This is a genomic window from Flagellimonas rhodophyticola, from assembly GCF_049332665.1.
Lineage (GTDB): Bacteria > Bacteroidota > Bacteroidia > Flavobacteriales > Flavobacteriaceae > Flagellimonas.
The window spans coordinates 324,823-349,535 of record NZ_CP186326.1; the positions used below are offsets into that span (position 1 = coordinate 324,823).

At 40.2% G+C, this 24,713-nt stretch carries 28 protein-coding genes; 13 read left to right on the forward strand and 15 right to left on the reverse strand.

All coding sequences use genetic code 11. From position 1 onward, the window contains the following. The first annotated feature begins 14 nt into the window (after positions 1-14). Both ACOKFG_RS01440 and ACOKFG_RS01445 read left to right on the forward strand, forming a co-directional pair. Entirely contained in the window at positions 15-716 is a 702-nt protein-coding gene (locus ACOKFG_RS01440; protein WP_298792211.1) for an SIMPL domain-containing protein, read from the forward strand. A 37-nt stretch (positions 717-753) separates the two neighbouring features. Beyond that, positions 754-1,230: a DUF6265 family protein gene (locus tag ACOKFG_RS01445; RefSeq protein ID WP_298792213.1), complete on the forward strand. Its 477-nt coding sequence runs from the start codon at positions 754-756 to the stop codon at positions 1,228-1,230. Between the two features lie 10 nt (positions 1,231-1,240). On the opposite strand, the gene ACOKFG_RS01450 is transcribed toward ACOKFG_RS01445, so the two are convergent. Beyond that, entirely contained in the window at positions 1,241-1,822 is a 582-nt protein-coding gene (locus ACOKFG_RS01450) for a TetR/AcrR family transcriptional regulator (RefSeq protein ID WP_298792215.1), read from the reverse strand. Positions 1,823-1,857: 35 nt separating this feature from the next. Next, positions 1,858-2,607: a glucose 1-dehydrogenase gene (locus ACOKFG_RS01455; RefSeq protein WP_298792217.1), complete on the reverse strand. Its 750-nt coding sequence runs from the start codon at positions 2,605-2,607 to the stop codon at positions 1,858-1,860. 186 nt (positions 2,608-2,793) lie between these two features. Here ACOKFG_RS01455 and ACOKFG_RS01460 point away from each other — a divergent pair, with 186 nt between their 5' ends. Then, a complete protein-coding gene (locus ACOKFG_RS01460; protein ID WP_422861735.1) occupies positions 2,794-3,147 on the forward strand; it encodes a hypothetical protein in 354 nt (117 codons plus the stop codon). A 4-nt stretch (positions 3,148-3,151) separates the two neighbouring features. Here the strand turns inward: ACOKFG_RS01460 and ACOKFG_RS01465 are convergent, their stop codons facing one another. Beyond that, positions 3,152-3,622 carry a CBS domain-containing protein gene (locus ACOKFG_RS01465; RefSeq protein WP_298792220.1) on the reverse strand — a complete coding sequence of 157 codons (471 nt, stop codon included), beginning with the start codon at positions 3,620-3,622 and terminating at the stop codon, positions 3,152-3,154. 121 nt (positions 3,623-3,743) lie between these two features. Here ACOKFG_RS01465 and ACOKFG_RS01470 point away from each other — a divergent pair, with 121 nt between their 5' ends. The 3 genes from ACOKFG_RS01470 (at position 3,744) to ACOKFG_RS01480 (ending at position 7,627) form a co-directional block, all read left to right on the forward strand. Continuing rightward, positions 3,744-6,023: a M28 family peptidase gene (locus ACOKFG_RS01470; RefSeq protein ID WP_422861736.1), complete on the forward strand. Its 2,280-nt coding sequence runs from the start codon at positions 3,744-3,746 to the stop codon at positions 6,021-6,023. Next, positions 6,016-6,825 carry an NAD(P)H-binding protein gene (locus tag ACOKFG_RS01475; RefSeq protein WP_299487377.1) on the forward strand — a complete coding sequence of 270 codons (810 nt, stop codon included), beginning with the start codon at positions 6,016-6,018 and terminating at the stop codon, positions 6,823-6,825. Before ACOKFG_RS01470 ends, ACOKFG_RS01475 begins: the two co-directional genes overlap by 8 nt. Before the next feature lie 100 nt (positions 6,826-6,925). Then, a complete protein-coding gene (locus ACOKFG_RS01480) occupies positions 6,926-7,627 on the forward strand; it encodes a hypothetical protein (protein WP_298792223.1) in 702 nt (233 codons plus the stop codon). Here the strand turns inward: ACOKFG_RS01480 and ACOKFG_RS01485 are convergent. Together ACOKFG_RS01485 and ACOKFG_RS01490 are read right to left on the reverse strand one after the other, a co-directional pair. Beyond that, positions 7,624-8,124: a nuclear transport factor 2 family protein gene (locus tag ACOKFG_RS01485; protein ID WP_422861737.1), complete on the reverse strand. Its 501-nt coding sequence runs from the start codon at positions 8,122-8,124 to the stop codon at positions 7,624-7,626. The genes ACOKFG_RS01480 and ACOKFG_RS01485 overlap by 4 nt on opposite strands. Further along, positions 8,114-8,611, reverse strand: coding sequence for a hypothetical protein (locus ACOKFG_RS01490; RefSeq protein ID WP_422861738.1), 498 nt, complete (start codon positions 8,609-8,611; stop codon positions 8,114-8,116). Before ACOKFG_RS01490 ends, ACOKFG_RS01485 begins: the two co-directional genes overlap by 11 nt. Positions 8,612-8,675: 64 nt before the next feature. On the opposite strand from ACOKFG_RS01490, the gene ACOKFG_RS01495 reads away from it, so the two are divergent. Continuing rightward, positions 8,676-9,623, forward strand: a complete 948-nt coding sequence (locus ACOKFG_RS01495) for an NAD-dependent epimerase/dehydratase family protein (RefSeq protein WP_422861739.1) — start codon at positions 8,676-8,678, stop codon at positions 9,621-9,623. 7 nt (positions 9,624-9,630) lie between these two features. Here the strand turns inward: ACOKFG_RS01495 and moaC are convergent, their stop codons facing one another. The 3 genes from moaC to ACOKFG_RS01510 form a co-directional block, all read right to left on the reverse strand. Then, entirely contained in the window at positions 9,631-10,059 is a 429-nt protein-coding gene (moaC, locus tag ACOKFG_RS01500; protein ID WP_298792227.1) for a cyclic pyranopterin monophosphate synthase MoaC, read from the reverse strand. A 3-nt stretch (positions 10,060-10,062) separates the two neighbouring features. After that, the gene (locus ACOKFG_RS01505) at positions 10,063-10,503 is read right to left on the reverse strand and encodes a molybdenum cofactor biosynthesis protein MoaE (protein WP_422861740.1); all 441 of its coding nucleotides are present in this window, start codon (positions 10,501-10,503) and stop codon (positions 10,063-10,065) included. 140 nt (positions 10,504-10,643) lie between these two features. Next, positions 10,644-11,249, reverse strand: a complete 606-nt coding sequence (locus ACOKFG_RS01510; protein ID WP_298792229.1) for a DinB family protein — start codon at positions 11,247-11,249, stop codon at positions 10,644-10,646. Between the two features lie 308 nt (positions 11,250-11,557). Here ACOKFG_RS01510 and katG point away from each other — a divergent pair, with 308 nt between their 5' ends. The 4 genes from katG (at position 11,558) to ACOKFG_RS01530 (ending at position 15,740) form a co-directional block, all read left to right on the forward strand. Then, positions 11,558-13,768, forward strand: a complete 2,211-nt coding sequence (katG, locus tag ACOKFG_RS01515) for a catalase/peroxidase HPI (protein WP_298792230.1) — start codon at positions 11,558-11,560, stop codon at positions 13,766-13,768. A gap of 82 nt (positions 13,769-13,850) precedes the next feature. Further along, positions 13,851-14,327 (forward strand): ankyrin repeat domain-containing protein, encoded by a 477-nt coding sequence (locus ACOKFG_RS01520; RefSeq protein WP_298792231.1) that lies wholly within the window; start codon positions 13,851-13,853, stop codon positions 14,325-14,327. Between the two features lie 7 nt (positions 14,328-14,334). Beyond that, positions 14,335-14,958 carry an NUDIX hydrolase gene (locus ACOKFG_RS01525; RefSeq protein ID WP_299487369.1) on the forward strand — a complete coding sequence of 208 codons (624 nt, stop codon included), beginning with the start codon at positions 14,335-14,337 and terminating at the stop codon, positions 14,956-14,958. Between the two features lie 8 nt (positions 14,959-14,966). Then, on the forward strand, positions 14,967-15,740 hold the full coding sequence (locus ACOKFG_RS01530) for an amidohydrolase (RefSeq protein WP_299487367.1): 774 nt from the start codon (positions 14,967-14,969) through the stop codon (positions 15,738-15,740). Here ACOKFG_RS01530 and ACOKFG_RS01535 read toward each other — a convergent pair. Further along, positions 15,727-17,346 (reverse strand): Ig-like domain-containing protein, encoded by a 1,620-nt coding sequence (locus tag ACOKFG_RS01535; protein WP_299487365.1) that lies wholly within the window; start codon positions 17,344-17,346, stop codon positions 15,727-15,729. The two genes, ACOKFG_RS01530 and ACOKFG_RS01535, sit on opposite strands and share 14 nt — an antisense overlap. 65 nt (positions 17,347-17,411) lie before the next feature. Further along, positions 17,412-18,107, reverse strand: coding sequence for a ComF family protein (locus tag ACOKFG_RS01540; protein ID WP_299487363.1), 696 nt, complete (start codon positions 18,105-18,107; stop codon positions 17,412-17,414). A 47-nt stretch (positions 18,108-18,154) separates the two neighbouring features. On the opposite strand from ACOKFG_RS01540, the gene ACOKFG_RS01545 reads away from it, so the two are divergent. Continuing rightward, a complete protein-coding gene (locus ACOKFG_RS01545) occupies positions 18,155-19,051 on the forward strand; it encodes a hypothetical protein (protein WP_299170608.1) in 897 nt (298 codons plus the stop codon). Between the two features lie 36 nt (positions 19,052-19,087). Continuing rightward, on the forward strand, positions 19,088-20,629 hold the full coding sequence (locus ACOKFG_RS01550; protein WP_299170610.1) for a glycine--tRNA ligase: 1,542 nt from the start codon (positions 19,088-19,090) through the stop codon (positions 20,627-20,629). 10 nt (positions 20,630-20,639) lie between these two features. On the opposite strand, the gene ACOKFG_RS01555 is transcribed toward ACOKFG_RS01550, so the two are convergent. The 5 genes from ACOKFG_RS01555 to ACOKFG_RS01575 all read right to left on the reverse strand — a co-directional run bounded on the left by ACOKFG_RS01555 (position 20,640) and on the right by ACOKFG_RS01575 (position 24,670). Then, a complete protein-coding gene (locus ACOKFG_RS01555) occupies positions 20,640-22,307 on the reverse strand; it encodes a formate--tetrahydrofolate ligase (RefSeq protein ID WP_422861741.1) in 1,668 nt (555 codons plus the stop codon). 81 nt (positions 22,308-22,388) lie between these two features. After that, on the reverse strand, positions 22,389-22,913 hold the full coding sequence (locus ACOKFG_RS01560) for a DUF4442 domain-containing protein (RefSeq protein ID WP_298792244.1): 525 nt from the start codon (positions 22,911-22,913) through the stop codon (positions 22,389-22,391). A gap of 6 nt (positions 22,914-22,919) precedes the next feature. Then, on the reverse strand, positions 22,920-23,480 hold the full coding sequence (locus ACOKFG_RS01565; RefSeq protein WP_422862175.1) for a DUF1287 domain-containing protein: 561 nt from the start codon (positions 23,478-23,480) through the stop codon (positions 22,920-22,922). A gap of 99 nt (positions 23,481-23,579) precedes the next feature. Then, entirely contained in the window at positions 23,580-24,008 is a 429-nt protein-coding gene (locus ACOKFG_RS01570; protein WP_298792248.1) for a DUF1801 domain-containing protein, read from the reverse strand. Positions 24,009-24,013: 5 nt separating this feature from the next. Further along, on the reverse strand, positions 24,014-24,670 hold the full coding sequence (locus ACOKFG_RS01575) for a hypothetical protein (protein WP_422861742.1): 657 nt from the start codon (positions 24,668-24,670) through the stop codon (positions 24,014-24,016). Positions 24,671-24,713: the final 43 nt, after the last annotated feature.

The window sequence follows — 24,713 nt, forward strand, 5'->3', positions numbered from 1 at the left end:
ATAAATTTCATGTCATGAAAAACACATTAACCATTTTAATTTTCCTCAGCTTTGTTATGGCTACTTCTGCACAAACCAAAAACTTTTTAGATATTCCTTACTTGGAAACCTCAGCACGGGTCGACACCTTGGTCACTCCCGATAAAATCTATTTAAGTATTACCATTCAAGAAAAAGATTCCAAAGGGCGAAAGTCGGTCGAGGAACAAGAGAACAAGATGGCACAAAGTCTACGTGGGCTTGGCATAGATTTAGACAAGCAATTGGTAATCAAAGATTTAAGTAGCAATTTCAAAAAATATTTCTTACGACAAAAAGCCGTGCTCAAAAGCAAGCAATATTCGCTGTTGGTCTACTCTGGAAAAAAGGCAGGCGAAGTTATGGTAGCCCTTGAAAAGTTGGATATTGCCAATACTTATCTTGAGAAAACGGAATACTCCAAAATGGATGAATTGGAGTTAGAACTCAAATCCCGGGCTGTAAAAAAAGCCAAGAAAAAAGCGGAAGCCTTAACAGCTCCTTTAGGTCAAAAAGTTGGAGGGGCAATTCATATTTTGGATACCTCAACACCATATTACCCCAGATACAATCAAGCTCCAAGAATGGAGATGAAAGCAATGTCGATGGATATGGCCGAAGCTGAACCGTTGGATATCGACTTTGAGAAGATAAAAGTTGAAACTTCTGTCAATATTAAGTTTGAATTGTCCAAATAAGCTTTCTTTTTTCGTCTTTGGTATAAAGATGAACCTTATGAGAGTTTTAGTTTGTTTTTTATTATTTGGTTTTGGAGTCGTATCGGCGCAAAATACACTCCAATTAAAAGAGGGGCAACAATCTCCCGAAGCTAGTTTAGATGCTGTTTCCTGGATATCAGGCTATTGGAAAGGAGAAGCACTTGGGGGTATAGCGGAGGAAATTTGGAGTCCCGCTTTGGGAGGGTCCATGATGTTTTCCTTCAGACTTATAAATGATGGCAAGGTTACTTTCTATGAAGTTGGACATATCAAGCAAATAGATTCCACATTAATACTTCAACTCAAGCATTTTAATGGCGATTTAAAGGGGTGGGAAACTAAGGATGAGACCATCGATTTCAAACTTGTAAAAATCGAAAAAGACATCGTGTTTTTTGAAGGATTGACCATGCAGAAAGTCGGAGGTCGCAAAATGCGGGTTACAGTGGTTGCTAATGGACAAGAATTGGTATTCAATTACGAGAAGCAATGACTTAAAGGGTCTAATCAAGAATGGATAACGCAGCATTGACCATGGTTTTATGCTTCTTAGGGTCAATGTCGACTTTTGTTACTACCCGAAGGCCGTTATATAGTGTGAAAAGCATGGATGCTGTACTTTCAACATCCAAGGTGGAAGAGAATTCCCCATTGTCTACGCCTTTTTGCACGTAGCAGGAGAACAGGGTTTCCAGATTGGCTTTATGATTTTTCAAAACTTCAAGTAGCTCAGGATCACCGGGAATCAATTCCGTGGTAGTGTTAACCACAAAGCATCCCTTTCTACACGAATCTTCAATGGATTCTTCGATTGCTTTATCAAATAATTTTAAAAACCCTTCACGCACGCTATTCTCATTATCAAAGAGCGTTCGTAACATATTCTGGGAAACATTTCTGTAGTGGGTGAATGCCTTATTGAACAATTCCTCTTTCCCTCCGAAAGTATCATAAAGACTTGCCCGATTTATACTTAAATGCGATACCAAATCTTGTATTGAAGTGGCATGGAACCCCTTTTCCCAAAAGAGTTCCATAGCCTTAATCAATATTTCCTCTTCATTAAATTGTTTTGTCCTTGGCATATTTTTGGAATATGTGTTCCAAATATATTTAAAAACTAAACCTGTGCCAAGCCTCCATCCACGGGAATTTCGGCTCCTGTAATGTAACTCCCTTCGGAGGAAGCCAAAAACAATGCAGCGGAAGCAACTTCTTCAGCTTTTCCAAACCTTCCCAAGGATACCATTGCCGGAAGGCTAGATGCCATCTCGTCTATGTTTTCTTGGGCAACATTATGCTTCCCATAAATTGGAGTGTCAATAGGTCCGGGAGCAATGGCATTCACTCGAATACCCTTAGGGCCGAACTCAGCAGCCAAGGTTCTCGTTAACGATCGCAAAGCTGCCTTGCTAGAGGCATAAGCAGCCATCCCAGCAAAACCTTTTACATTGACAATTGAGGTGTTGAAAATAATACTCGCAGCTTCGTTCAAATGTTCGTAAGCAGCTCTAACCGTAAATAGAGGTCCTTTTACATTGACATCATAGACTTCATCATAAATTTCTTCAGTCAGTTCGTTGATACCTTCAATTCGAAAAACTCCCGCATTTAAAAAGAGTACATCGATGTTGCCAAAAGTTTGAACAGTTTTTTCAATTAGCTCTTTGCTGTCTTGAATGTTTGAAGCTTCAGCTTTTACCAAAAGGAATTCACCGGAAAGCTCGTTTTTTAGCGCATCCAGTTTTTCCTGGTTCCTCCCTGTCAATACCACTTTGGCGCCTTCGGCCAAATATCTTTTTGCTGTTTCTAACCCTATTCCGCTTGTTGCACCGGTTACTATGGCAACTTTACCGTCTAATTTGTTCATTTTAACTTGATTTTTTGATTTCTATTATATTTTGGAACGTTCATTCCGATACAAACATAATTTAATTAGAACGCTCGTTCCAAATTAAAAATCGGATTTAACATATGTTTATGGATAGCGTGTCCCGTGCCCTTAAAACCTGATTAGTGAAAAAGCCCGATATTGTTGTATCCTAAGTCAAAAGATATGTCTGAAAAAAGCTGTTTAGAATGCGGGGAGAAGTTGATTGGTAGAATCGATAAAAAATACTGCTCCGACCATTGTCGAAATGCCTATAACAACAAACTGAACAAGGACAGTAAAAACCTAGTCAGGAACATAAACAATAGATTACGCAAGAATTACCGAATCCTTGGTAGTTTTACGCTTAAAGACGGAAAGACCACTACTACGAAAATGCGTTTGATAGATAGAGGTTTCGATTTTGAATACATTACAAATGTTTATACCACAAAAAAAGGAAGTACTTATTACTTCCTTTATGATCTAGGGTACTTGCCCTTGGATAATGATCGTTATATGATTGTAAAACGTGAGTAGCTCCCTACTTCCAGTTCTGCGAACTCAGTTTCAAAGCAGCAACAACAATATCTTTGCGGCTTATTTGTCCTACCAGAATGTCATTTTTCATGACCGGTAAGCGACGTCTATTATGTTTGTCAAAGACCCCCGCAGCATCAAAAATGCTCATGTCATGTGGAATGGTCTGCACATTTTTGGTCATAAAGCGCTCCACACTTTTATCCAATATGGGTTGATTGAAATATCTACTTTCGGAAATTTGCTTCATGCAATCCGCCTCAGAAATGATTCCAACCAAGAAACCGCTCTCATCCATCACAGGACCACCAGAAATGTGGTGTTTGGCAAAAGCTTCCATAACTTCCAAAATCGATTGTTCAGGAGCGAAAGTCACCAATTTCTTGGTCATATAGTCCTCAACTAATATAGGGGCGTTATATTCTTTTTTTGAGGAATCCTTTGCTCGAACACCCTGAAAACTCTTGATTGCCATAGTGTTGATTTTTAAGGTTGAATATTAAATATAGGATTTTTCTTCGAATTATTTAAATTTTTAAGCTCAAATGCACAAACCTTTCATAATTTCATACTTTTATGTGTCAACTTGATAAACCATGAAACTTTCCCGAACACTTGCCTTTCTTTTTCTTTTATTGGCTGTTTATTGGAGCTACAAATCCTTGTTACCTTCGTATAAAGGTGATTTGGATGCATCACCTACCACATTTTCGACGGATAGAGCTTTGGTCCACGTCAAAAATCTATCCAAAGAACCACACGCGGTTGGTTTCCCAGGCCACGCAAATGTTAGAAGCTATATTATTTCAGAACTTAAAAAACTGGGGCTCGAATCAACATTGCAAGAGGGTTATACCGCAGGGGATTGGGCTAATTTAAGTAAGGCAACCAATATTTTGGCTCGAATTAAAGGTTCTGGCAATGGCAAAGCGTTGCTTTTACTGTCGCATTACGATAGTAGTCCGCATTCTTCACTCGGAGCTAGTGATGCGGGAAGTGGGGTTGCAACAATATTGGAAGGGATTCGTGCCTTTTTAGCGGAAAATAAGACTCCAAAAAATGATATCATTATTCTCATTTCAGATGCAGAGGAATTGGGCTTGAATGGAGCCGATTTGTTTGTAAACAATCATCCATGGGCAAAAGAGGTTGGATTGGTCCTGAATTTTGAAGCAAGAGGAAGTGGTGGTCCTAGTTACATGCTTATCGAAACAAACCAGGGTAACGGAACATTGATCAAGGAGTTTACAGCAGCAAATCCAGAATATCCAGTGGCGAATTCTTTGGCCTACAGCATTTATAAAATGTTACCCAATGATACCGACCTTACCGTGTTCCGGGAAGATGGTGATATAGAAGGGTTCAATTTTGCCTTTATTGATGATCATTATGATTATCATACCGTTCTGGACAGCTATGAACGCTTGGACAAAAACACCTTGGCACATCAGGGTAGCTATTTAATGCCCTTGCTTGGGCATTTTAGTGATGTGGCCCTCAGCAATTTAAAAACAAGCGAAGATTACATCTATTTTAACCTTCCATATTTCAGGCTGGTTTCGTATCCTTTTGGCTGGATATGGCCCATGTTCTTCATAGCTCTTATAGCATTCGTTGTTTTATTTATTTTAGGCCTAAAAAGACAGAAATTAAGCGCAAAAGGCATATTTCAAGGCTTTTTACCGCTTCTGTTTTCCCTTATAATAAATGGTCTGATAGGGTATTTTGGTTGGACGGTTATAAAATGGTGGTATCCTGGTTTTCAGGATATGCTTCATGGGTTCACCTACAATGGGCATCTGTATATCATGTCTTTTGCCATGCTGTCATTGGCCATCTGTTTTTGGTTTTATCACAAGTTCCGAAAAATCAGTTTGCCCGATCTTCTGATAGGCCCAGCCTTTATTTGGCTACTTATTTGCGCATTGGTGTCCGTCTACCTTCAAGGTGCGAGCTTTTTTATTGTGCCACTTTTCGGCCTGTTGGTTGCTCTTATGGTTTCCATTAACCAAGAAGAACCAAATCCTTATTTACTGGCGTTTTTAGCCCTTCCAGCAATTTTTATTTACGCTCCCTTTATCAAAATGTTCCCGGTGGGACTAGGGTTAAAAATGATGGTAGCTGCAACGGTTTTCACCACGCTTCTCTTTCTATTGGTACTTCCATTTTTTGGTCAATCTAAAAGCAGGAATCGATTGGCGTATCTATCCTTGTTCCTGTTCTTTGTATTCAGTGTTGCTTCCCATGTCAAATCTGAGTTCAATGAAAAAAGACCAAAACCCAGTAGCCTGCTTTATGTTTATGACGCCGATAACGATAGTGCTGTTTGGGCCACTTATGATAACCAGTTGATTGGTTGGAACAACCAATTTTTGAATGACAAAGCGGAAATTTCCAAGTCGGAAGGATTTAAAACCCTTGCTAGTAAATATGGTTCAGGATTTACCTACACTGCCAAAGCGCCAAAAAAAGATATAGCAATTCCTTGGATTGATACGGTGAAGGATACTGTAGTCGGTAATAATCGTACAATCGAATTATGTGTGACCCCAAAAAGGAATGTGAATCGACTGGACATTTATGCCAATCCTGTTCAATTCAACACAGCAGTGGTAAACAAGGTCGCGTTATCTGAAAATTTCTTGAAAAGGAGAGGAAAGAAATTGTTGACACACTACATTAGCAATAATGATTATACCGAACTTGAATTGAGCTTTCCCAAGGATTCTGTTTTGGAACTTACATTTTATGAATCATCGAATGATTTGCTTAGCAATCCAAATTTTACGGTTCCAAAACGTCCAGAAACAAGCATTCCCATGCCTTTCGTTCTCAATGATGCAATCATGGTGACCAAAACGTTGCGGTTTGAGTAAAAAGATAGGTGTTATGGGCAGTGGATGGCTTGGCCTACCTCTTGCAAAGCAGTTGGTGGCCTCTTCGAATGTCGTCCATGGGACCACCACTTCACAAGAAAAACTCAAAATTTTAAAAGATGCAGGTATTGCGCCACATGAGATTTCATTGTCGGCCAAAACTATAAAAGGAGATATTCAAGATTTCTTGGAGCAAATTGACTTTCTGATTCTCAACGTACCGCCAAAATTGCGAAGCGGAAATTCCGAAAGTTTCTTTGAAAAAATGAAGCTTTTATATTCCGAAATAAAAAAAAGTTCAGTTTCCCATATCCTTTTTATCAGTAGTACAGCAGTTTACGGAGACATTGATGGGGAAGTGACGGAAGTTTCCATCCCAAAACCTGTTACCGAATCAGGAAAACAATTGCTGGCTTCAGAGCAGCTCTTCATCCAAGATAATGAACTCCAATCTACTATTATTCGTTTCGGAGGATTGATCGGTCCTAATCGTCATCCAGTGACCATGTTATCCAAAAGGCAAAACCTCACCAATGGAAACGACCCTATTAACCTTATTCATTTGGAGGATTGCATCCACATGGTCTGTACCATTCTAGAACATAATTATTGGGGTGAAATCTTTAATGGAGTGTATCCACTTCATCCAACAAAAAAGGAATTTTATACGAATGAGGCCTTAAAAATGGGTATTCCACCACCTGATTATTCAAAAAGTCCTCCTTCCAAACTGAACAAAATTATTACAAGCAAAAACTTTACGGATAGATCACATAGCTTCAACACCACCGTAATTTCCTGACTTAGCAAACCCCATTTCACTTTTCTCAATTCATATAGTATTCTTTAACAGCTTAATACCAATTATTTTTTTAGTTTTGGCGCACCAAAAAACATGAGAGATGAGAAAATTTGCGGTACTGATACTTTTATTCATAGGATTTAACGGGATTTCACAAAGTAATACGGAACTCACCAAGCACTATGAAGCTTTTTATAATGAGATGCGGTTACAGGGAGATATTAGTGGGGTTATCAATGCATTAACGCATTTGAATGTGCTTTCACCTTCCACGGCACGTAGAGATACATTGGCTTTTGTTTATATGAACAACAGTCAGCACCTTCAAGCATTGAATACCATTGGTATTGAGAAGAAAGTTGATGATTCGGATTTAGCGGTTCAAGTAAAAGCGGTATCATTAAAGGCCTTGAATCAGCCCAAAAGGGCGTTAGAGCATTTTGAAGTGCTTTTCTCAAGAAGCCCTTCGGCTTATTTGGCTTATGAGTTGGCCGATCTTAAAATTCAAGTTGGAGATAATGATGGCGCATCGACCAATATAGAATATGGCATAGTCAATGCCAAAGACGATCAGAAATATGCTTTCTACGAAAGGCAACAACCTTATGAGGTTCCTTTGAAAGCGGCTTTTCACCACCTAAAAGGTTTGGTCATCTTCAACAAGGATAAAAATAACATCGATACGGCAATTGCCTCTATTGATGAAGCGCTTAAAATTGACCCCAATTTTAATTTGGCAAGTTTAAGCAGACAGGCATTGGAATCCCGCAAGCAACAGCCTGAAGGGGAAAACAAGAATTAATTCTTCTTTTTAAGGTCAATCAATAAAAGACTGTCTTTTTCCTTTTTAAGTTGAATAAGTTCTCCAACATTTTCGTTGGGAACGGCAATTGAAAGCACATAATGGGCAATTTTCCATTGCCCATTTTCTTTTTTGACCACTCCAGACCCCCTGCATAATTTCATTTGAGTATTGAGTAATTCATCGAACCAACCAAAGTCTTTTGTTTCGTTCAAATAGATATTTCGCTCCACAGCAGTGAAGCTCCAGGCCTTTCCTCGATCAAAATAGGGTTTTGAGAAGGCTTTAAAGGCTTTGTTTTGCCAATTCTCAGTGGCATCAGTGCCAATAAAAACAGCATCGGTGGTCATCTTTCCAAAATAGGAATCGAAATCAGCATTAGAGGCCGCCATGTGCCAATCATCCAATAACTTGTCTATGGTGTTCTTTTCACTCTCCTGAGCGTTCAACGCAAGGCAAAACGTAAGCAAAGACCACAAAAAGAATTTATTCTTCATCTAAAATTAGTTTTTCGTCCAGCTGACTGTTTAAGACTACATTAAATTGCTTGCGAAAGGCATTGTACGCTTGCAACATTTCTATGGTTGGCTCGGTGGCATCATGATTGTTCAAAATACTGGCCTTTACTTTCAAAAAGTATGTTTTAAGTACTCGTTGCCTACTTTTTATCTGAAAATCATCAAGTACTCCGGGGTACGTAGACTCCGCCAACAACTTTTCTTTTTCGATAAGGTCATCAATGGCCAAAATCAAATCCTCATTGTTCCTTGCTTTGTACAATACATCAAAACTGCTTGATAGGGTCTTAAACTCAACCCAATCTTCTACGAGTTCTGTTGCTTCCGGATTTAAATCAAGTTTCTTGGGCATTTTTTGATAGTTAAATGCCAAGTCTTCGTCCTGTGTCTCGTCGGGAGTTACATTATTATTTTTACATGCCATCAACAGCAAAAGGACGGCAATACAATAAGACAATTTTCGCATAAGCGAATGTACAAATTTTAATAAAGGCTATCTTTGCGGGCTAATACAATTAACTTCAATTTAAATGCAAAAACCCATTCTAATTCTTGGTGCATGCGGCCAAATAGGCACAGAGCTCACTATGGAACTAAGGGCCAAACACGGCGCTGAAACGGTCATAGCCAGTGACATTCGGGAAGGAACAGATTCACTTATGGCAACAGGTCCTTTTGAAATACTGGATGCCACTAATTATGAAGCTATTGAAGATGTGGTAATGCATTATGAAATTGATGAGGTCTATTTAATGGCAGCCATGTTGAGCGCCACTGCAGAAAAGTTTCCAATGCGAGCATGGAACTTAAATATGAATTCCCTTTTTAACGTGCTCAATTTGGCCAAAGAGAAAAAAATAAGCAAGATTTTTTGGCCTTCCAGCATTGCGGTTTTTGGTCCAAACACTCCTAAGGAAAACACCGCGCAGAACGTGGTCATGGAGCCTAGCACCGTATATGGCATAAGCAAACAATCGGGGGAGCGCTGGTGCGAATATTATTACAACAAATTTGGTGTGGATGTACGAAGTGTTCGCTATCCGGGATTGATCAGTTGGAAAACCATGCCTGGCGGAGGCACAACCGACTATGCAGTAGAAATCTATCATAAAGCCTTGGAAGAAGGGACTTACGATTGTTTTCTTAACAAGGACACCAAACTACCAATGATGTATATGGACGATGCCATCAGAGCCACCATTAGCTTGATGGAAAGCCCTGGGGAGAGTTTAAAGGTGAGGTCTTCCTATAATTTGGGGAGCATGAGTTTTAGCCCACAGGAAATTGCTGAAAGTATTCAATCCCATATCCCAAATTTTAAAGTCACTTATAATCCTGATTTTAGGCAAGAGATTGCTGATTCATGGCCAAGCAGTATAGATGATTCATCTGCCAAAAACGACTGGAAATGGAAACCTCGTTTTGATTTGGATGGCACTACTGAAGAAATGTTGAAAAACCTGAAGAAGCAGAAATAGAACCTATCTATGTTCGGTTAATATCGGATTTGCCTCCAGTTTTTTTCAACAGTTTAATGTGATGTATTTCCACCCCTTTGTCAATCGGTTTAAGCATATCATACATATTAAGCGCAACTACACTTGCGCCATGCATTGCTTCAACTTCTACACCAGTTTTATAGTTGGTTTTGACCTCGACCTTTACGACAATTTCTAGATTGTTGATTTCATAATCGATGCCGCAAAACTCTACAGGTAATGGGTGGCAGTCAGGAAGTAAATCGGCCGTCTTTTTTACACCGAGAAAACCAGCAGCTTTGCTCATAGCAAATACATCCCCTTTCGGAACTGTCCCATTCTTAATTGCAGAAATGGTTTCTTCAGCACTTACTTTTACCACTGCCTGTGCAATTGCAGTTCTATGGGTGGATTGTTTTTGTGTGATATCGACCATAGCTTAGGTATTTACTTTCCATTGATAGGAATCATCTTCAAACAATTCCTTTCCAAAAACAGGAACTTGCGCTTTAATTTCCTCAACTACGGATTCTAGAGCCTCAAAAGCTGTCCTTCGATGTGGAGATGAAACAAAAACGAACAGACAAATTTCACCAACACCCACCTTCCCAAGGCTATGATAGATATGCATGCATGTAATGTCGAATTTTGAAAAGGTATTTTCCCGAATCTCATGGAATTTTAGGTTTGCCATGTCTTCATAAGCAGTATACTCAATAGCTCCAACTGTTTTCCCTTCTATTTCATCGGCACGTACCTGCCCTAAAAAGATATCATGAGCACCAATTTGAGTCTTGGATTGATGTTTAGCAATAGAATCAGCTATAAAGGATGGTGCAATTGGTCCCTTTACAAAAACGTTTTTCACTTTCTTTTCCATGAAACGATTTATTTCTATTTCTGCTAAGGTAGCCAAGAAAATTAAAAGATATAAGCGCCACGAGATGGTATAAAAAAAGTAAACTCTTCCCACATTGAAAAGAGCTTACTTTATTCCCGTTTTTGTAAGTTGATTTCTTTTTATCCTTTGGGAAAAAGTTTATGAGCCATCACTTCTTTCATCTGATCTAAATGGCGTTCTGTGTGTCCGGACATAAAGAGTAAAATCTGTACCCCATCAACCGTACCAAAAGGTAGTTGGCCATAGTGATTTCTAAGATCATCTTCAGTGCTTTTTATATACGAAATGTGCTCGTTTCTTTTCGCCAAAAATTCATTCACCGTAGCCTCGTGACTACCATACTTTCCAGTAGGTTCAAACGGCTCTCGGGTCTTTACTTTTTGTTCTCTACTCTCAATGATTCCTATAAGTTCTTCATCTGACATCTTTACTTCGGCTCTTTTTGACGGATCAGCTGCTGTTTGCAAAGCCCCTTGCAGCATCCCAAATATCATATTTTCCGAAATGGCAATATGTTCTGCACACTCGGCAATAGACCAGGAATCTTCTTCTGCTTTAAAATTTAGCTGTGCCTCGGAGAGACCTTTGAGAATTTTAGCCATCTCGTCTCGAGTATTTTCCAAATGGTCAACCGCCTTCTTGCGATCCTCATCTGAAAGTTTGGATGTATCCATGCTAAAGCTGAAAAGCAGCAAAGTCACTAAGGGTAAAATCAGTTTTTTCATTTGTGTTAGAGTTTAAATTAATTTTATAATGTATGAACTTCAATTCATAGACGATTTCCCAAACCTCCAATTGGACATTTGAAAAGTAATCTTTTAAGGAAATCTCAAAGTTAATGTAATTTCACCCCATAAAAGGGGGTGAATATGCCAAAATGAATGTTGTTTTCTGTAAAACCGGTCATTCTTTACGGAAAAATCATAAATATAATTTATGTTTTTATAATGTTTTAATATGAATTATCTATTATTAAGGGAGATGTTTCCTTACTTTTATAGAGGTTTAAAAATCAATAAAACACTATACGATCATGAGTAAAAATTCAAACGGCGAAAGCAAGTGCCCATTTATGAACGGAGCACTTAAGCACGGTGCCGGAGGCGGTACTTCGAACCGCGATTGGTGGCCAAATCAGTTGCGATTAAACATTCTTCGTCAAAATTCCTCACTTTCCAATCCAATGGATCAGGATTTTGATTACGCTGAGGAATTCAAATCTTTGGATTTGGAAGCCGTAAAAACAGACCTAGTTGACCTAATGACCGATTCTCAAGATTGGTGGCCTGCCGACTATGGACACTATGGGCCATTCTTTATTCGTATGGCTTGGCATAGCGCAGGTACATACCGAATTGCAGATGGAAGAGGTGGAGCTGGTTCAGGTACTCAAAGGTTTGCACCGTTGAACAGTTGGCCGGATAATGCCAACCTTGACAAGGCGCGCTTATTACTTTGGCCTGTAAAGCAGAAATATGGTAAGAAAATCTCTTGGGCAGATTTGATGATTCTTGCAGGAAACTGCGCTCTAGAATCTATGGGCTTTGAAACCTTTGGCTTTGCCGGAGGGCGTGAAGATGTTTGGGAACCTGAAGAAGATATCTATTGGGGAGTCGAAACTGAATGGCTGGGAGACAAACGTTATGAAGGTGACCGAGAACTGGAAAATCCTCTAGGGGCAGTTCAGATGGGGCTGATTTATGTCAATCCTGAAGGACCTAATGGAAATCCTGATCCCGTAGCCGCCGCCCATGACATTCGCGAAACTTTTGGCAGAATGGCTATGAACGATGAAGAAACTGTAGCATTGATCGCAGGTGGACATACTTTCGGAAAAACCCATGGCGCTGCCGATCCAGATAAATATGTAGAGCGGGAACCAGCTGCTGCTGGAATTACCGAGCAAAGTAAAGGCTGGAAAAACAATTTTGGGACAGGGAATGCCGGTGACACCATCACCAGTGGATTAGAGGGTGCTTGGACAACAACCCCAACCAAATGGAGCAACAATTTCTTTTGGAACTTGTTCGGCTACGAATGGGAATTAACTAAAAGTCCTGCCGGAGCCCACCAATGGATTCCAAAACATGGAGCTGGCGCCAACAGTGTACCAGATGCACACGATTCCGGCAAAAGACATACACCCATAATGCTGACTACCGATTTATCCTTACGTGAGGATCCAGCTTATGAGAAAATCTCTAGACGTTTTCATGAAAACCCAGATGAGTTCGCTGATGCTTTTGCAAGAGCATGGTTTAAATTAACGCATCGTGATATGGGTCCTATTTCAAGATATTTGGGAACTGAGGTGCCTTCTGAAGAATTGATATGGCAAGATCCTGTTCCAACAGTAGACCATGAGCTAATATCAGATGAAGATGCTTCCGCCTTAAAGCAGAACATTTTGGCCTCCGGACTTTCTGTTTCTGAATTAGTCGGTACCGCATGGGCTTCCGCTTCAACATTTAGAGGTTCAGATAAAAGAGGTGGCGCCAACGGTGCCCGTATAAGACTTGCTCCACAAAAGGATTGGGAAGTGAACAACCCAGGGCAGCTTTCGAAGGTGTTGGATACTTTGGAGCGAATCCAAAACGAATTCAATAGTAACCAATCCGGGAAAAAGCAAGTTTCTTTGGCTGATTTAATTGTTCTTGCAGGCAATGCCGGTGTAGAACAGGCTGCCAAAAATGCTGGCAAAAATATCACCGTTCCTTTTGAACCAGGACGTGGAGATGCCACACAGGAGCAAACAGATGTTGAGTCATTTGCAGTGTTGGAGCCAAAAGCTGATGGGTTCCGAAACTATCTCAAGTCTAAGTACGCCGTTTCTTCCGAGGAACTGTTAATCGACAAAGCTCAATTAATGACATTGTCTGCTCCAGAAATGACCGTACTTCTTGGAGGACTTCGTGTGCTAGATGTAAATCATGAACAATCGCAACATGGTGTTTTCACAGAGCGTGCGGGATCACTTACTAACGATTATTTTGTGAACTTGTTGGATTTAAATACCAAGTGGGAGGCAACTTCTGACGAAGAAAATGCATTTGCTGGTCGTGACAGAGCCTCTGGTGAAGTTAAATGGGCTGGAACTCGTGTAGATTTGATCTTTGGATCAAATACCGAACTTAGAGCGATAGCTGAAGTTTATGGAAGTAATGATGCCCATGAGCGTTTTTTAAATGACTTCGTTGCAGCTTGGACTAAAGTAATGAACCTAGATCGTTTTGATTTAGCATAAAATAGAAAACGAAAATTAACGTAAAAGAACTGCCACTTCCTTCAAAAGTTGTGGCAGTTTTTTTATAACTTTCCGTAAGATTATGAGTAACAAGGAAGATTTCTTCAATGCAATTAGAAATGGTAATCTAGAAGCCACAACAAAACTACTAGAATCCGACAGCACATTGTTGGAAACTAAAGATGAAAGAGGTTCAACACCATTAATCTTGGCCACGTACTACAACCATAAAGACATTACTTCGCTACTATTGGATAAAAACCCAAATATTGATGCCGAGGATGGCTCTGGAAATACCGCTTTAATGGGGGTCTGTTTTAAAGGGTTTACAACTATTGCTGAACTTTTAATCAAGGCTGGTGCCAACATCAACCACATAAATGCGATGGGAGCCACTTGTCTTATCTATGCCACCACCTTCAACCGTATTGAAATAGCACAATTATTGTTGGAGCGCAAGGCAGATGTTTCAATTAAAGATGCAAGAGGTAATACGGCACTTGACCACGCCAAAATGCAAGGAACAAAACCCTTAATAGAACTGCTGCAGAAAAGCTAAGACCTGAATGGATTCAAAAGAACAACTCAACCTCATAAAACGTATAAAGGCAATTTCAGAAACCGGATTGGTGTATGCTCAAGATTTGTATGACCGAGAACGGTATGAAGAGCTTCAACAGATTAGCATTAAGCTCATGTCCAATATTGGAGATACATCAATTGAAGCTTTAGAAGAATTCTTTATCCCTCAAGATGATTACCCCACCCCTAAGGTTGATGTTAGAGGTTTTGTGTTGAATGAAAAGGATGAAATTTTGATGGCGAAAGAAAGTATAGATGGTAAATGGACCATTCCAGGAGGTTGGGCAGATATTGGAAGTACTCCTTCAGAAATTGCCATCAAAGAAGTAGAGGAAGAGACTGGAATTAAGGTTGAAGTAGTAAAGCTCCTCGCGGTATATGATAAACAGGTACATCCGCATCCGCCAGAGCCCTATTATATTTATAAATTGAATTTTTTCTGCAGGATAGTAGGAGGTGAACTTAAGCCGGGTTTTGATATGTTGGGAGCTGATTTTTTTGCCTTGGATAATCTCCCCGAACTTTCAGAAGAAAGAATTTTGGAAAGTCAATTGAACCATCTGTTCGAACTTTCCAAATCTTCTACAGCTGAAGTGTATTTTGATTAGTAAAAGCTATGAACCAAAAATTGAATCTAGCCCTAATTCAATCTCCTCTAATTTGGGAAAACCCTGGAGCGAATAGAACAATGTTCTCCGAAAAAATCGAGGCAATTTCTAGAGAGGTTGATCTTATAGTGCTTCCTGAAATGTTCACCACAGGGTTTACCATGAATCCTGGTCATATAGATGTGAATGAAGGCATTCGAACCATCGAATGGATGCAAAAGAAAGCAAAGGAAAAAGATATTGCAATAGTTGGCAGCATTGCCTTTTTCGAAGATGGGAAAAATTATAATCGCTTGGTTTTTGTCCATCCTAATGGGGAATTCCAATCCTATGACAAGAGGCACACATTTACCCTGGCAGGAGAGCATAAAGTGTATAAAGCCGGTGATTCGAAATTAACTATCGATTACAAGGGTTTCAAATTATTCCCTTTGATCTGCTACGATTTACGTTTTCCCGTTTGGGCAAGAAATGTGGAAAATTATGATGCCTTGCTTTATGTGGCCAATTGGCCTACTCCAAGAATTCAAGCTTGGGATACGCTTTTAAAAGCTAGAGCTATTGAAAACATGGCCTATTGTATTGGAGTGAACCGTGTCGGTTCTGATGGGTTGGGATATGAATACTCTGGACATTCTGCCGTGTATGATGTTTTAGGAAACCAAGTAGCCTACTCTGAAAAGGAAGAGGTTGTTTACGCAACCTTGGACAAAGAACATATTATTTCAACAAGGGAAAAACTTAAGTTTTTAGATGACAGGGATGCCTTTACTCTGAAATAACAAATAACTGTTCCAGTTCCCAATTCGCCCTGACGTCGATAACATCGGGATAGTAACTCACCTTTTCCGGTTGCATTTTATTGAGATAACTCCCAGTATCCCAAATCCCATTTCCATTTGCATCAAAGATTACCCGAATCATGTATTTGCTAGGTTCAAGATTATTGAATTCGAACGGTATCGGTTTATCAGTATAAATCTCTCGTTTAGTCTCTCCGGCTTCATCTGTTAGTTGTACAATCAGCGGATACGTGACCGCTCCACCAACATTCAACCTTAAATTGCCAAAATCTGCATAGCCTTGGGTGGAGAATCGATAGTTGAGCGAATCGTTTTGTATGCCAAAGAAATCGGTAACTGCCCCAGGCATCAATTCAAGAGAATAGCTTTGGTTGGGTTCAATGGAAAAATCAAAATCCACCTTATTCTGTACCGTATCCAAGGCAAAAGAAAAGGGAGAACTGATCGAGTCACTTATAAACAACGCGATTTTTGAAGAATCTACGCCTGTAATGGGAGTGCTCGCCAAAATGCTAAAGGTATCTTCAAATCCCAAATTTCTTGAAACACTTGTTCCCAATCTTAAAGAATCTAATGGTAGCTTTCTTGTCTTTACCGTAAAAGTATCAATGGACTCTCTATTCTTGTTGGCCACTGTAAAGATAATAGAGTCGATATCCGTTGGTGTCAGCCAATAATCCAAGGTGTCTTTTTCCCTATCCTTTAAGATTACCGTTTTTACAGAATCGGGAAGTGTGGTAAGAGCACTTATCTCAATATCCTTGTAATCTCCTTGGTAACCAAATATGATGTGATTCTTGGCAATATAACTAGGGACCGAAACACTATAATCTGGGAGTTCTTGAAAAAGATTGAGCAAATAGATTGAATCGGTCGGAAGGGAAATGGTATCCTGTAAAAAGCCAATTTTGTCCTGTCGCTGGTCAAATATATTGTTCTTGTTGATATCCTTTACCGCAATCAAAGCATATTCGCCCGCTTTTAGGTTTTTAAGTTCAAAAAAGGGTACACTATCCAAAGTATTGGTGATGTAGTTGGGTGGAGTTTTGTAAATGGTGGAGTCTGTATAGGCCGTATCCAATTCATAGAGCATTACACTTACAAATTCGTCGGCTTTCCTATTAAATGCATCTTTCACTGCACCGGACAACGTCAGTGAATCAATGTAATCTCCTGTGGAAAACACATAGCTCAAAAAACTATTCGGATTGCCCTCATTGTTATCGGTAATACTTTGTCCAAAATTAATGGTGTATGTAGTGTTTTCCCTTAAGGTATCCTTTATCACCACTTGTATATACTTACTGGCACCTCCTAAAGGAGTAACCTCCGGTGGATATTTTAACGGTGGAGAAACAATCATCTGATTTTGGACATCCTTGAGTTTGATGAACTCATCAAAATACAACCGAATTTCCTTTGCCTTAAAGTTTATCGAAAAATTCTCGGGCTCCGTTCGAATAAGGACAGGTGGAGTTTCATCTTTTGGTCCACCCGTTGGAGTTCCTCTTTTGGCACATTGCCAAAGCGCCAAAACCATTAGAAAAAGAAAGGAAAGACTCAACAGTTTTTTTAAGTACCGCATTGAAAAACAAGTGTAGGGCAAAGAAACAACTAATTTAAAAATTGAAACCAAGGATTTATACAATTTTAACCCTTGGGCACCACCGCCATGCTAAGCACAGAAATTGAAACGTTCCCTAGTGTATGTAATTTTTTTGCACAAGCTTCTATCGTTGCCCCAGTCGTAATCACATCGTCCACCAGTAAAATATGCTGAAAGTCTTTCTTTACAGTAGTATTTACCTCAAAAACCTCCTGAGCATTTTCCCAGCGTAAAAGCCGGCCTTTTTTGGTCTGTGTTTTGGTATTGTTCACCTTTACTAGAATATCATCTCGATATTCAGCTTCAAGGGCATTTGAAATCCGTTTTGCAAACAAAGTCACCTGATTATATCCTCGTTTCTTTCGCTTTTTGACATGAAGTGGAACAGGTACAACTACATCGACCGACTTAAGGTCCTTTTCGTTTTCCATAAAAGCGCCACACCAGTCACCTAAAAACGCACCAACTCCTTCTTGATTTTTGTATTTTAAATAGTGTAGTAGCTGTTTTACAATCCCATTTTTGGTAAAAAACAGGAAAGAAGCTGCTTTTTTTATAGGAATCCTCCCATAAAATACACGGTCTACGGGGTTTTCATCAGAGAAGTTATAATCGGTGAGTGGCATTTCATGTCGACAAACGGCACACAAAATGTTTTCTCCTCTGGATAATTGCGCATTACATCCAAAACATACCCTTGGCAATAGGATGTTGTTAATCTCGTTTAGTATCTTAGCCAACTTATCGATCAAGTCTTATACGCATTACTGAAGCCCAATTGACCCCCATGAATGCCCAAGATAACAATTTCAACTACAAGATTATCTTTGCAGCGCTTGTCGCAGTAATCGTAGGCATTCTTATCGCTTTCTATTATAGTTATGCCCAATCCAAAAATCAAATGACATTTTTGGAGCAGGAAAAATCGCTTTTGGTTAAGGATTTAACACTTATGAAAGCCGAAGTAGATCGTTTGTCGGGTTTAAATGAAGTGAATGAAATTGAGCTGCAGACCTCCCGTTTTAGGGTGCAACAGTTATTGGATTCTGTTGGTAGATTGAACTTTAGCCTTACCAAACTAAAAGAGACCCGAAAAGAGCTCCGTATGTTGGAAATCGGGTTCGATAGTCTTAAACTTAAAAACAACTTTTTACGATATAACAATAGCTTGCTGGCCAACCGGTTTGAAGAAACCCGAAAGCAATTGGAAGATGCTAGAGGTAGGGCAAGTTCTATGGAACAGGCTGAATCTTTATTGCGCGAGACCAACAAAGAATTGGCTAGGGAATTAAAAATTAAAAGTTATCTAAAGCTTCAAGATGCTGAAGGTAGTGGTTTTCGACTCCGTGCCGGAAGACCTTTAAAAACCAACAAAGCCTCCACCATAGAAAAGCTTAGGGGTTGTGTCACCATTTTAGCAAATCCTGGAGAAGAAGGTGATGTTAAAGTCCTATATCTTCAATTCTTGGACCCAAATATGGCGGTTATCGAAGATAATGCAACTACAATTTCCGTAAGTGGGAACACCTATAGCAAGAAGGTAGAAATAATCTATACCGGAAAGGAAATTAGTGTTTGTGACGCAATTACCGTTCCCGAAGCTTCGCTTTCCGAAGGAATTTACACCCTTAATGTATTTGAGGACGAAAGATTATTGGCTTCTACTGAATTTCAACTGAAATAGCGCTTTTCTTTTTGGGCAAAATTCTATTTTTGCGCAATGGCAAATCAAGAAGACATTTTTAAGAAGGTAATCTCCCATGCAAAGGAATATGGTTATGTATTCCAATCCAGTGAGATTTATGACGGACTGAGTGCTGTGTATGACTATGCACAGAACGGAGTAGAGCTAAAAAAGAACATTCGCGAATATTGGTGGCAAGCCATGGTGCAATTGAACGACAACATCGTTGGAATTGACGCGGCCATTTTTATGCACCCCACCACCTGGAAAGCTTCTGGACATGTAGATGCTTTTAACGACCCCCTGATTGATAATAAAGATTCCAAAAAAAGATATCGCGCAGATGTTTTGGTCGAAGACCATGTCGCCAAAATTGAGGCTAAAATAGATAAGGAAGTCAAGAAAGCTGCCAAACGTTTTGGAGACAGTTTTGACAAAGAGCAATTCTTGGCTACTAACCAACGTGTTCTGGATTATAAGGCTAAAGGTGATGGAATCCTGAAACGTTTGGGCAAATCATTGGAAAACGAAGATTTGGCTGATGTAAAGGCATTGATTGAAGAATTGGAAATTGCCTGTCCACTTTCCGGATCTAAAAATTGGACGGACGTTAAGCAATTCAATTTAATGTTCGGAACCAAATTGGGTGCTTCAGCAGATTCTGCCATGGATTTATATTTAAGGCCAGAGACCGCTCAAGGGATCTTTGTCAACTTCTTGAATGTGCAGAAAACAGGACGAATGAAAATCCCGTTTGGAATTGCCCAGACTGGAAAGGCCTTTCGTAATGAAATAGTAGCCCGTCAATTTATCTTCCGAATGCGGGAGTTTGAACAGATGGAAATGCAATATTTCATCAAACCTGGAACGCAGCAGGAGTGGTATGAGAAATGGAAAGAAAAGCGATTGAACTGGCACCTTTCTTTAGGAATGGGTAAAGACAATTATCGTTTTCACGATCATGAAAAACTAGCACACTACGCCGACGCGGCGGCCGATATTGAATTCAAGTTTCCGTTCGGATTCAAGGAATTGGAGGGTATCCATTCTCGTACCGATTTCGATTTAAGTCAACACGAAGAATTTTCAGGTAAGAAATTACAATATTTCGACCCCGAGGAAAATAAAAGTTATGTGCCTTACGTACTCGAAACTTCGATTGGTTTAGATCGAATGTTCTTGGCTGTTTTTTCAAACTCATTAAAAGAGGAAGAATTGGAAAACGGTACGACACGAACTGTGCTTAAACTCCCAGCGGTGTTAGCGCCTACCAAAGCGGCGGTGTTGCCATTATTAAAACGAGATGGCCTGCCAGAAGTAGCTCACAAACTCATTGATGATTTAAAATGGGATTTTAATGTAAGCTATGATGAAAAGGATGCTGTTGGCCGTCGTTACCGACGTCAAGATGCAGCAGGTACGCCTTTCTGTATTACGGTCGACCATCAAACTTTGGAGGATGATACCGTTACCATCCGTCATCGCGATACCATGGAACAACAACGTGTGAAGCTTACGGAAGTCAAAGGAATCATTTCAAAAGAAGTTGACATGCGCTATTGGTTACAGCGTATCTAATTTCTAGGATTTAGAACAGACCCGTTATCTCACCATCATCGTTTACATCAATCCCTTCTGATGAAGGATGGGCCGGCAAGCCCGGCATTCGCATGATGTCACCAGTTATTGGGACCAAAAATCCGGCTCCCACAGCAATTTCGATTTCCCGAACGGTAATGATGAAGTCTTTAGGGCGCCCAAGCAACTTGGGATTATCCGATAGCGACTTTTGAGTTTTTGCAATACAAACTGGTAGGTGGTCCAACCCTAAATTTGCTATTTTTCTGAGATGAACTTTGGCTTTTGAAGTATAATCCACATGTTCGGCGCCATAAATTTCAGTAGCGATGGTTGCTATTTTATCCATTACGCTGGAATCCCATTTGTATAGGGGCTTAAAATCCGAGCTGTCGGATTCTACAATATCGATAACATGTTTGGCCAACTCCTCTGCGCCTTCACCACCTTTGGCCCAAACTTCTGCCAAGGCCACACGAACACCTTTAGACGCAGCCAATTCTTTAATGACCGCAATTTCTTCATCTGTGTCCGATACAAATCGATTTATGGAAATAACTGGAACCACATTGAACTTGGCTATGTTTTCCAAATGTTTTTCCAGATTGGGCAATCCTCTTTTAAGGGCCTCCACATTAGGTTCGGTCAACGACTTTAAATCTGCTCCTCCATGATATTTTAATGCACGAATAGTTGCGGTGAGTACAACGGCCTTTGGTTTGAGCCCTGCACTTTGACATTTGATATCAAAGAATTTTTCCGCCCCTAAATCAAATCCAAAACCGGCTTCGGTAACAGTGTAATCAGAATAGGTCATTCCCATTCGGGTTGCAATTACCGAATTCGTCCCTTGGGCAATATTGGCAAATGGTCCACCATGAATAATGGCAGGATTTCCTTCCATTGTCTGGACCAGATTCGGTTTTATGGCATCTTTTAAAAGGGCGGCCATAGCTCCTTCTGCATTGAGGTCTCGTGCATAAATAGGTTCCTTGTCAAAAGTATATCCGATGAAAATGCTCCCCAGCCGTTTTTTCAAGTCACTTAGGTTTTCTGCCAGGCAAAGAATCGCCATAATTTCCGAAGCAGCGGTAATGTCAAAACCTGTTTCCCTGGGAATCCCTGAAGTAGTTCCGCCCAAACCTACAATTACATGGCGCAGCGAACGGTCGTTCATATCCATTACACGTTTCCAACCGATGGTCCTAGGATCTAATCGCAATGACCTTGTTTTGCTTTGAATATTGTTGTCGATAACCGCGGAGAGTAGATTATGTGCTTTTTCAATAGCCGCAAAATCTCCTGTAAAATGCAAATTGATATCCTCCATGGGAAGCACTTGGGAATGTCCACCTCCGGTGGCGCCGCCTTTAATCCCAAAAACGGGGCCCAATGAAGGTTCGCGAAGTACCACAGTTGTTTTCTTCCCCAACCGATTTAAACCCTCAGTTAAACCAATAGACATAGTGGTCTTACCCTCACCTGCAGGTGTCGGAGAAATAGCGGATACTAAAATAAGGTTGCTCTTCTCTGCCCTTTTCTTATCGATGGCGTTCAAAGGTAGTTTGGCCTTGTGCTTGCCATACATTTCTATGGAATCGGAGTCGATTCCAAATTTTTCAGCAATGTTCGAAATAGGTTGTAGGGTAACACCTTTGGCAATTTCCAAATCGGTCATAGGTTGTTGTTTTGAATTAGTCGGAACGGAATAGTAATTCTCCGTATTAGTCTGTACAATATACTACAATCAGGACAGTTTTCAAGCTCGTTTTCGGGCCCTTTTTTGTTTAAAATAGGCCTTGTCCGCAATGTAAATGGTCTTCTTTACTTGGCAGAATATTTTGCTTTGGTCCTTATTGGTGAGATTCGTTGTTTTTACGATTTCCAATTCATTTTGTTGGGTCACTTTGGCTTTGATTTCCTCCAGCTCTTCCAATGTATATTGGAACTCTGCATAGAGGGTTTCCTTGGCAGGGCGTTTAAAGAAAACCTCTGCAGATTTATCCCAAACCACATAATCCGAACCCAACAGATTCATAAGTTGTACCATAGGTATAGGATCAGCGGCTGAAAACATACTGCCTCCAAAAATGGTGTTCACGTAGTTCCGGTTTTTATAGCTAATGGGAAGTTTCATCGTAACAGTCATCAAATCTTCCGAAACAAAAGTGATTCTGCCCGTACTTCGTCGATACATGGGTGACAGATTGAATCCATATTTGAACAAGACGTTCTTTTTAAAAAACTTGGCACTGTAATTCGCTATGGTCTGATACATGGACATAGTCTGCTAGTTTGTGGGGTCAGGGTTATAGGTATAGTGCCCGATTATCTTAAAATCGAAAAGAATGTCTTCCATCACCTGCCCACGACCGATGTTGTGTACAATCAAATGTCGTTTTCCGTCGCGGGATTTTTCATCTACTACAATACCGATATGGGTAATGGCACCTCCCAAATTCCAACAAACGATATCTCCAGGAAGGTAGTCCTTGGCTTGGCTTGTAATCGGTTTTTCAGCTCCTTGGCGCTTAAAATAGGTCATAAGGTTTGGCACACGACGATGATCTATGTTAGTATCGGTTCGAGAAAGACCCCAAATCTTCGGATAGATGCTGAAGTTGGCCTTCATATCCATGTGCACTTCTTTTTGCAGATCAATTCCTACTTTTCGGTAGGCCCGAATGACCACATCGGTACAGACGCCCTTACCTTCTGGCACATCACCATTGGGGTAGGGAATGGAAAAATAACTGCCATCGTAAGTCACTTGTTGTTGCGTGAGTTCAAGTGCAGCCTTTACCAAATTTGAGGAAGACGCATCGGTTTGCGACCAAGTGAATTCATGCATCAACAAAACAAGAATAACTAAACGATAGGCCTTCTGCATTGGACTAAGATAAGAAGCTGATTAGAAAAGCAAGCGCTTTTAACGAAGGCTTATGAACCACTACAACCCTAAACTGGGCAGATGCTTTACCTTGTGGTATTGCAAAGTGGTTCGAATACAATTTTTGAGTTCTTCCACAGGGAGTTTATCCTCCAGCTTAAACACGATGGCCCGATTGCCCTCATAGTTAAACGTTCTTCCATAGACCATTTTAAATGTGGAAACCAGCATGCTGCTACATTGAAAATAGAACGCATACTGGCTGGGTTTTTTGGCCTTCCAGTCCATTCGAAGCGTACTGCCTTTTGGTGCTATGTAACTAGGTTCGCCCCATTTTAGGGTTTCTTCGAGCTTGGTGATCTCTGGAGTTTCTTGTGCCACTTCCAAGACCAATTGTCGTAGCTTTTTCATTTGCTCCTGTACCGTGTCAGGATAATTTTTAAAAACAGTGGTGACCTCAGGGTTGGAGTGTAACTGGAGGTTCTTCATGAGACCTAATCCATTTCTAGATACGCTACCAATTGGGCAACATCATTTGTATTGCTGATCTTGGTTTTGTGCTCTTTTATAAAGGCTTTGCCCAAACTTTTCTTGTCGCCATACAGTTTTAGTAATTGGTTCAGGTTTTTAAATTGGTTAAGCTCACCATCTTTCTTAATCCAATAATGTTGATATGGTTTGGTTTTGTAACCGCTGGGCAGCGCCAATTCATACATAGTTCCTTGGATAGAAGCTTGTGAAAACGATTGATTGGAAGACGTTTGGGAAGTCTGCCCAAAAGCCCCGACATTTCCTGGATATTTAATATCACATTTATACTGTACATACAAATCATAGTCTGATTGATGCGCCAACTCAACAAACATCTCATTCAACCTAAAAAACTTTCTGCCCTTTATATAAACGGTATCTACTTGAGGTAATTGGGCATCCGCTATGGCCTTTTTGCCTTGGCCATCCTCAAAAACCACCTCTTCGAGGATAGAATGATAATTGAGCAATGCAGCATTCTTTTCCCCTGATTTCATGAGTACAAAGCCTGCGGAAAATTCTGGAAATACATAGTGCGAAAGTTCTATCGTCTTGCTGCTCTGGGCATTTATTGAGCTAAATGCTACGCTTAGCACTAGCGCATAAAAAATAGGTTTCATATTATGGTTTTTGATTGTATGAGGCACTAAGTTACTCAAAACC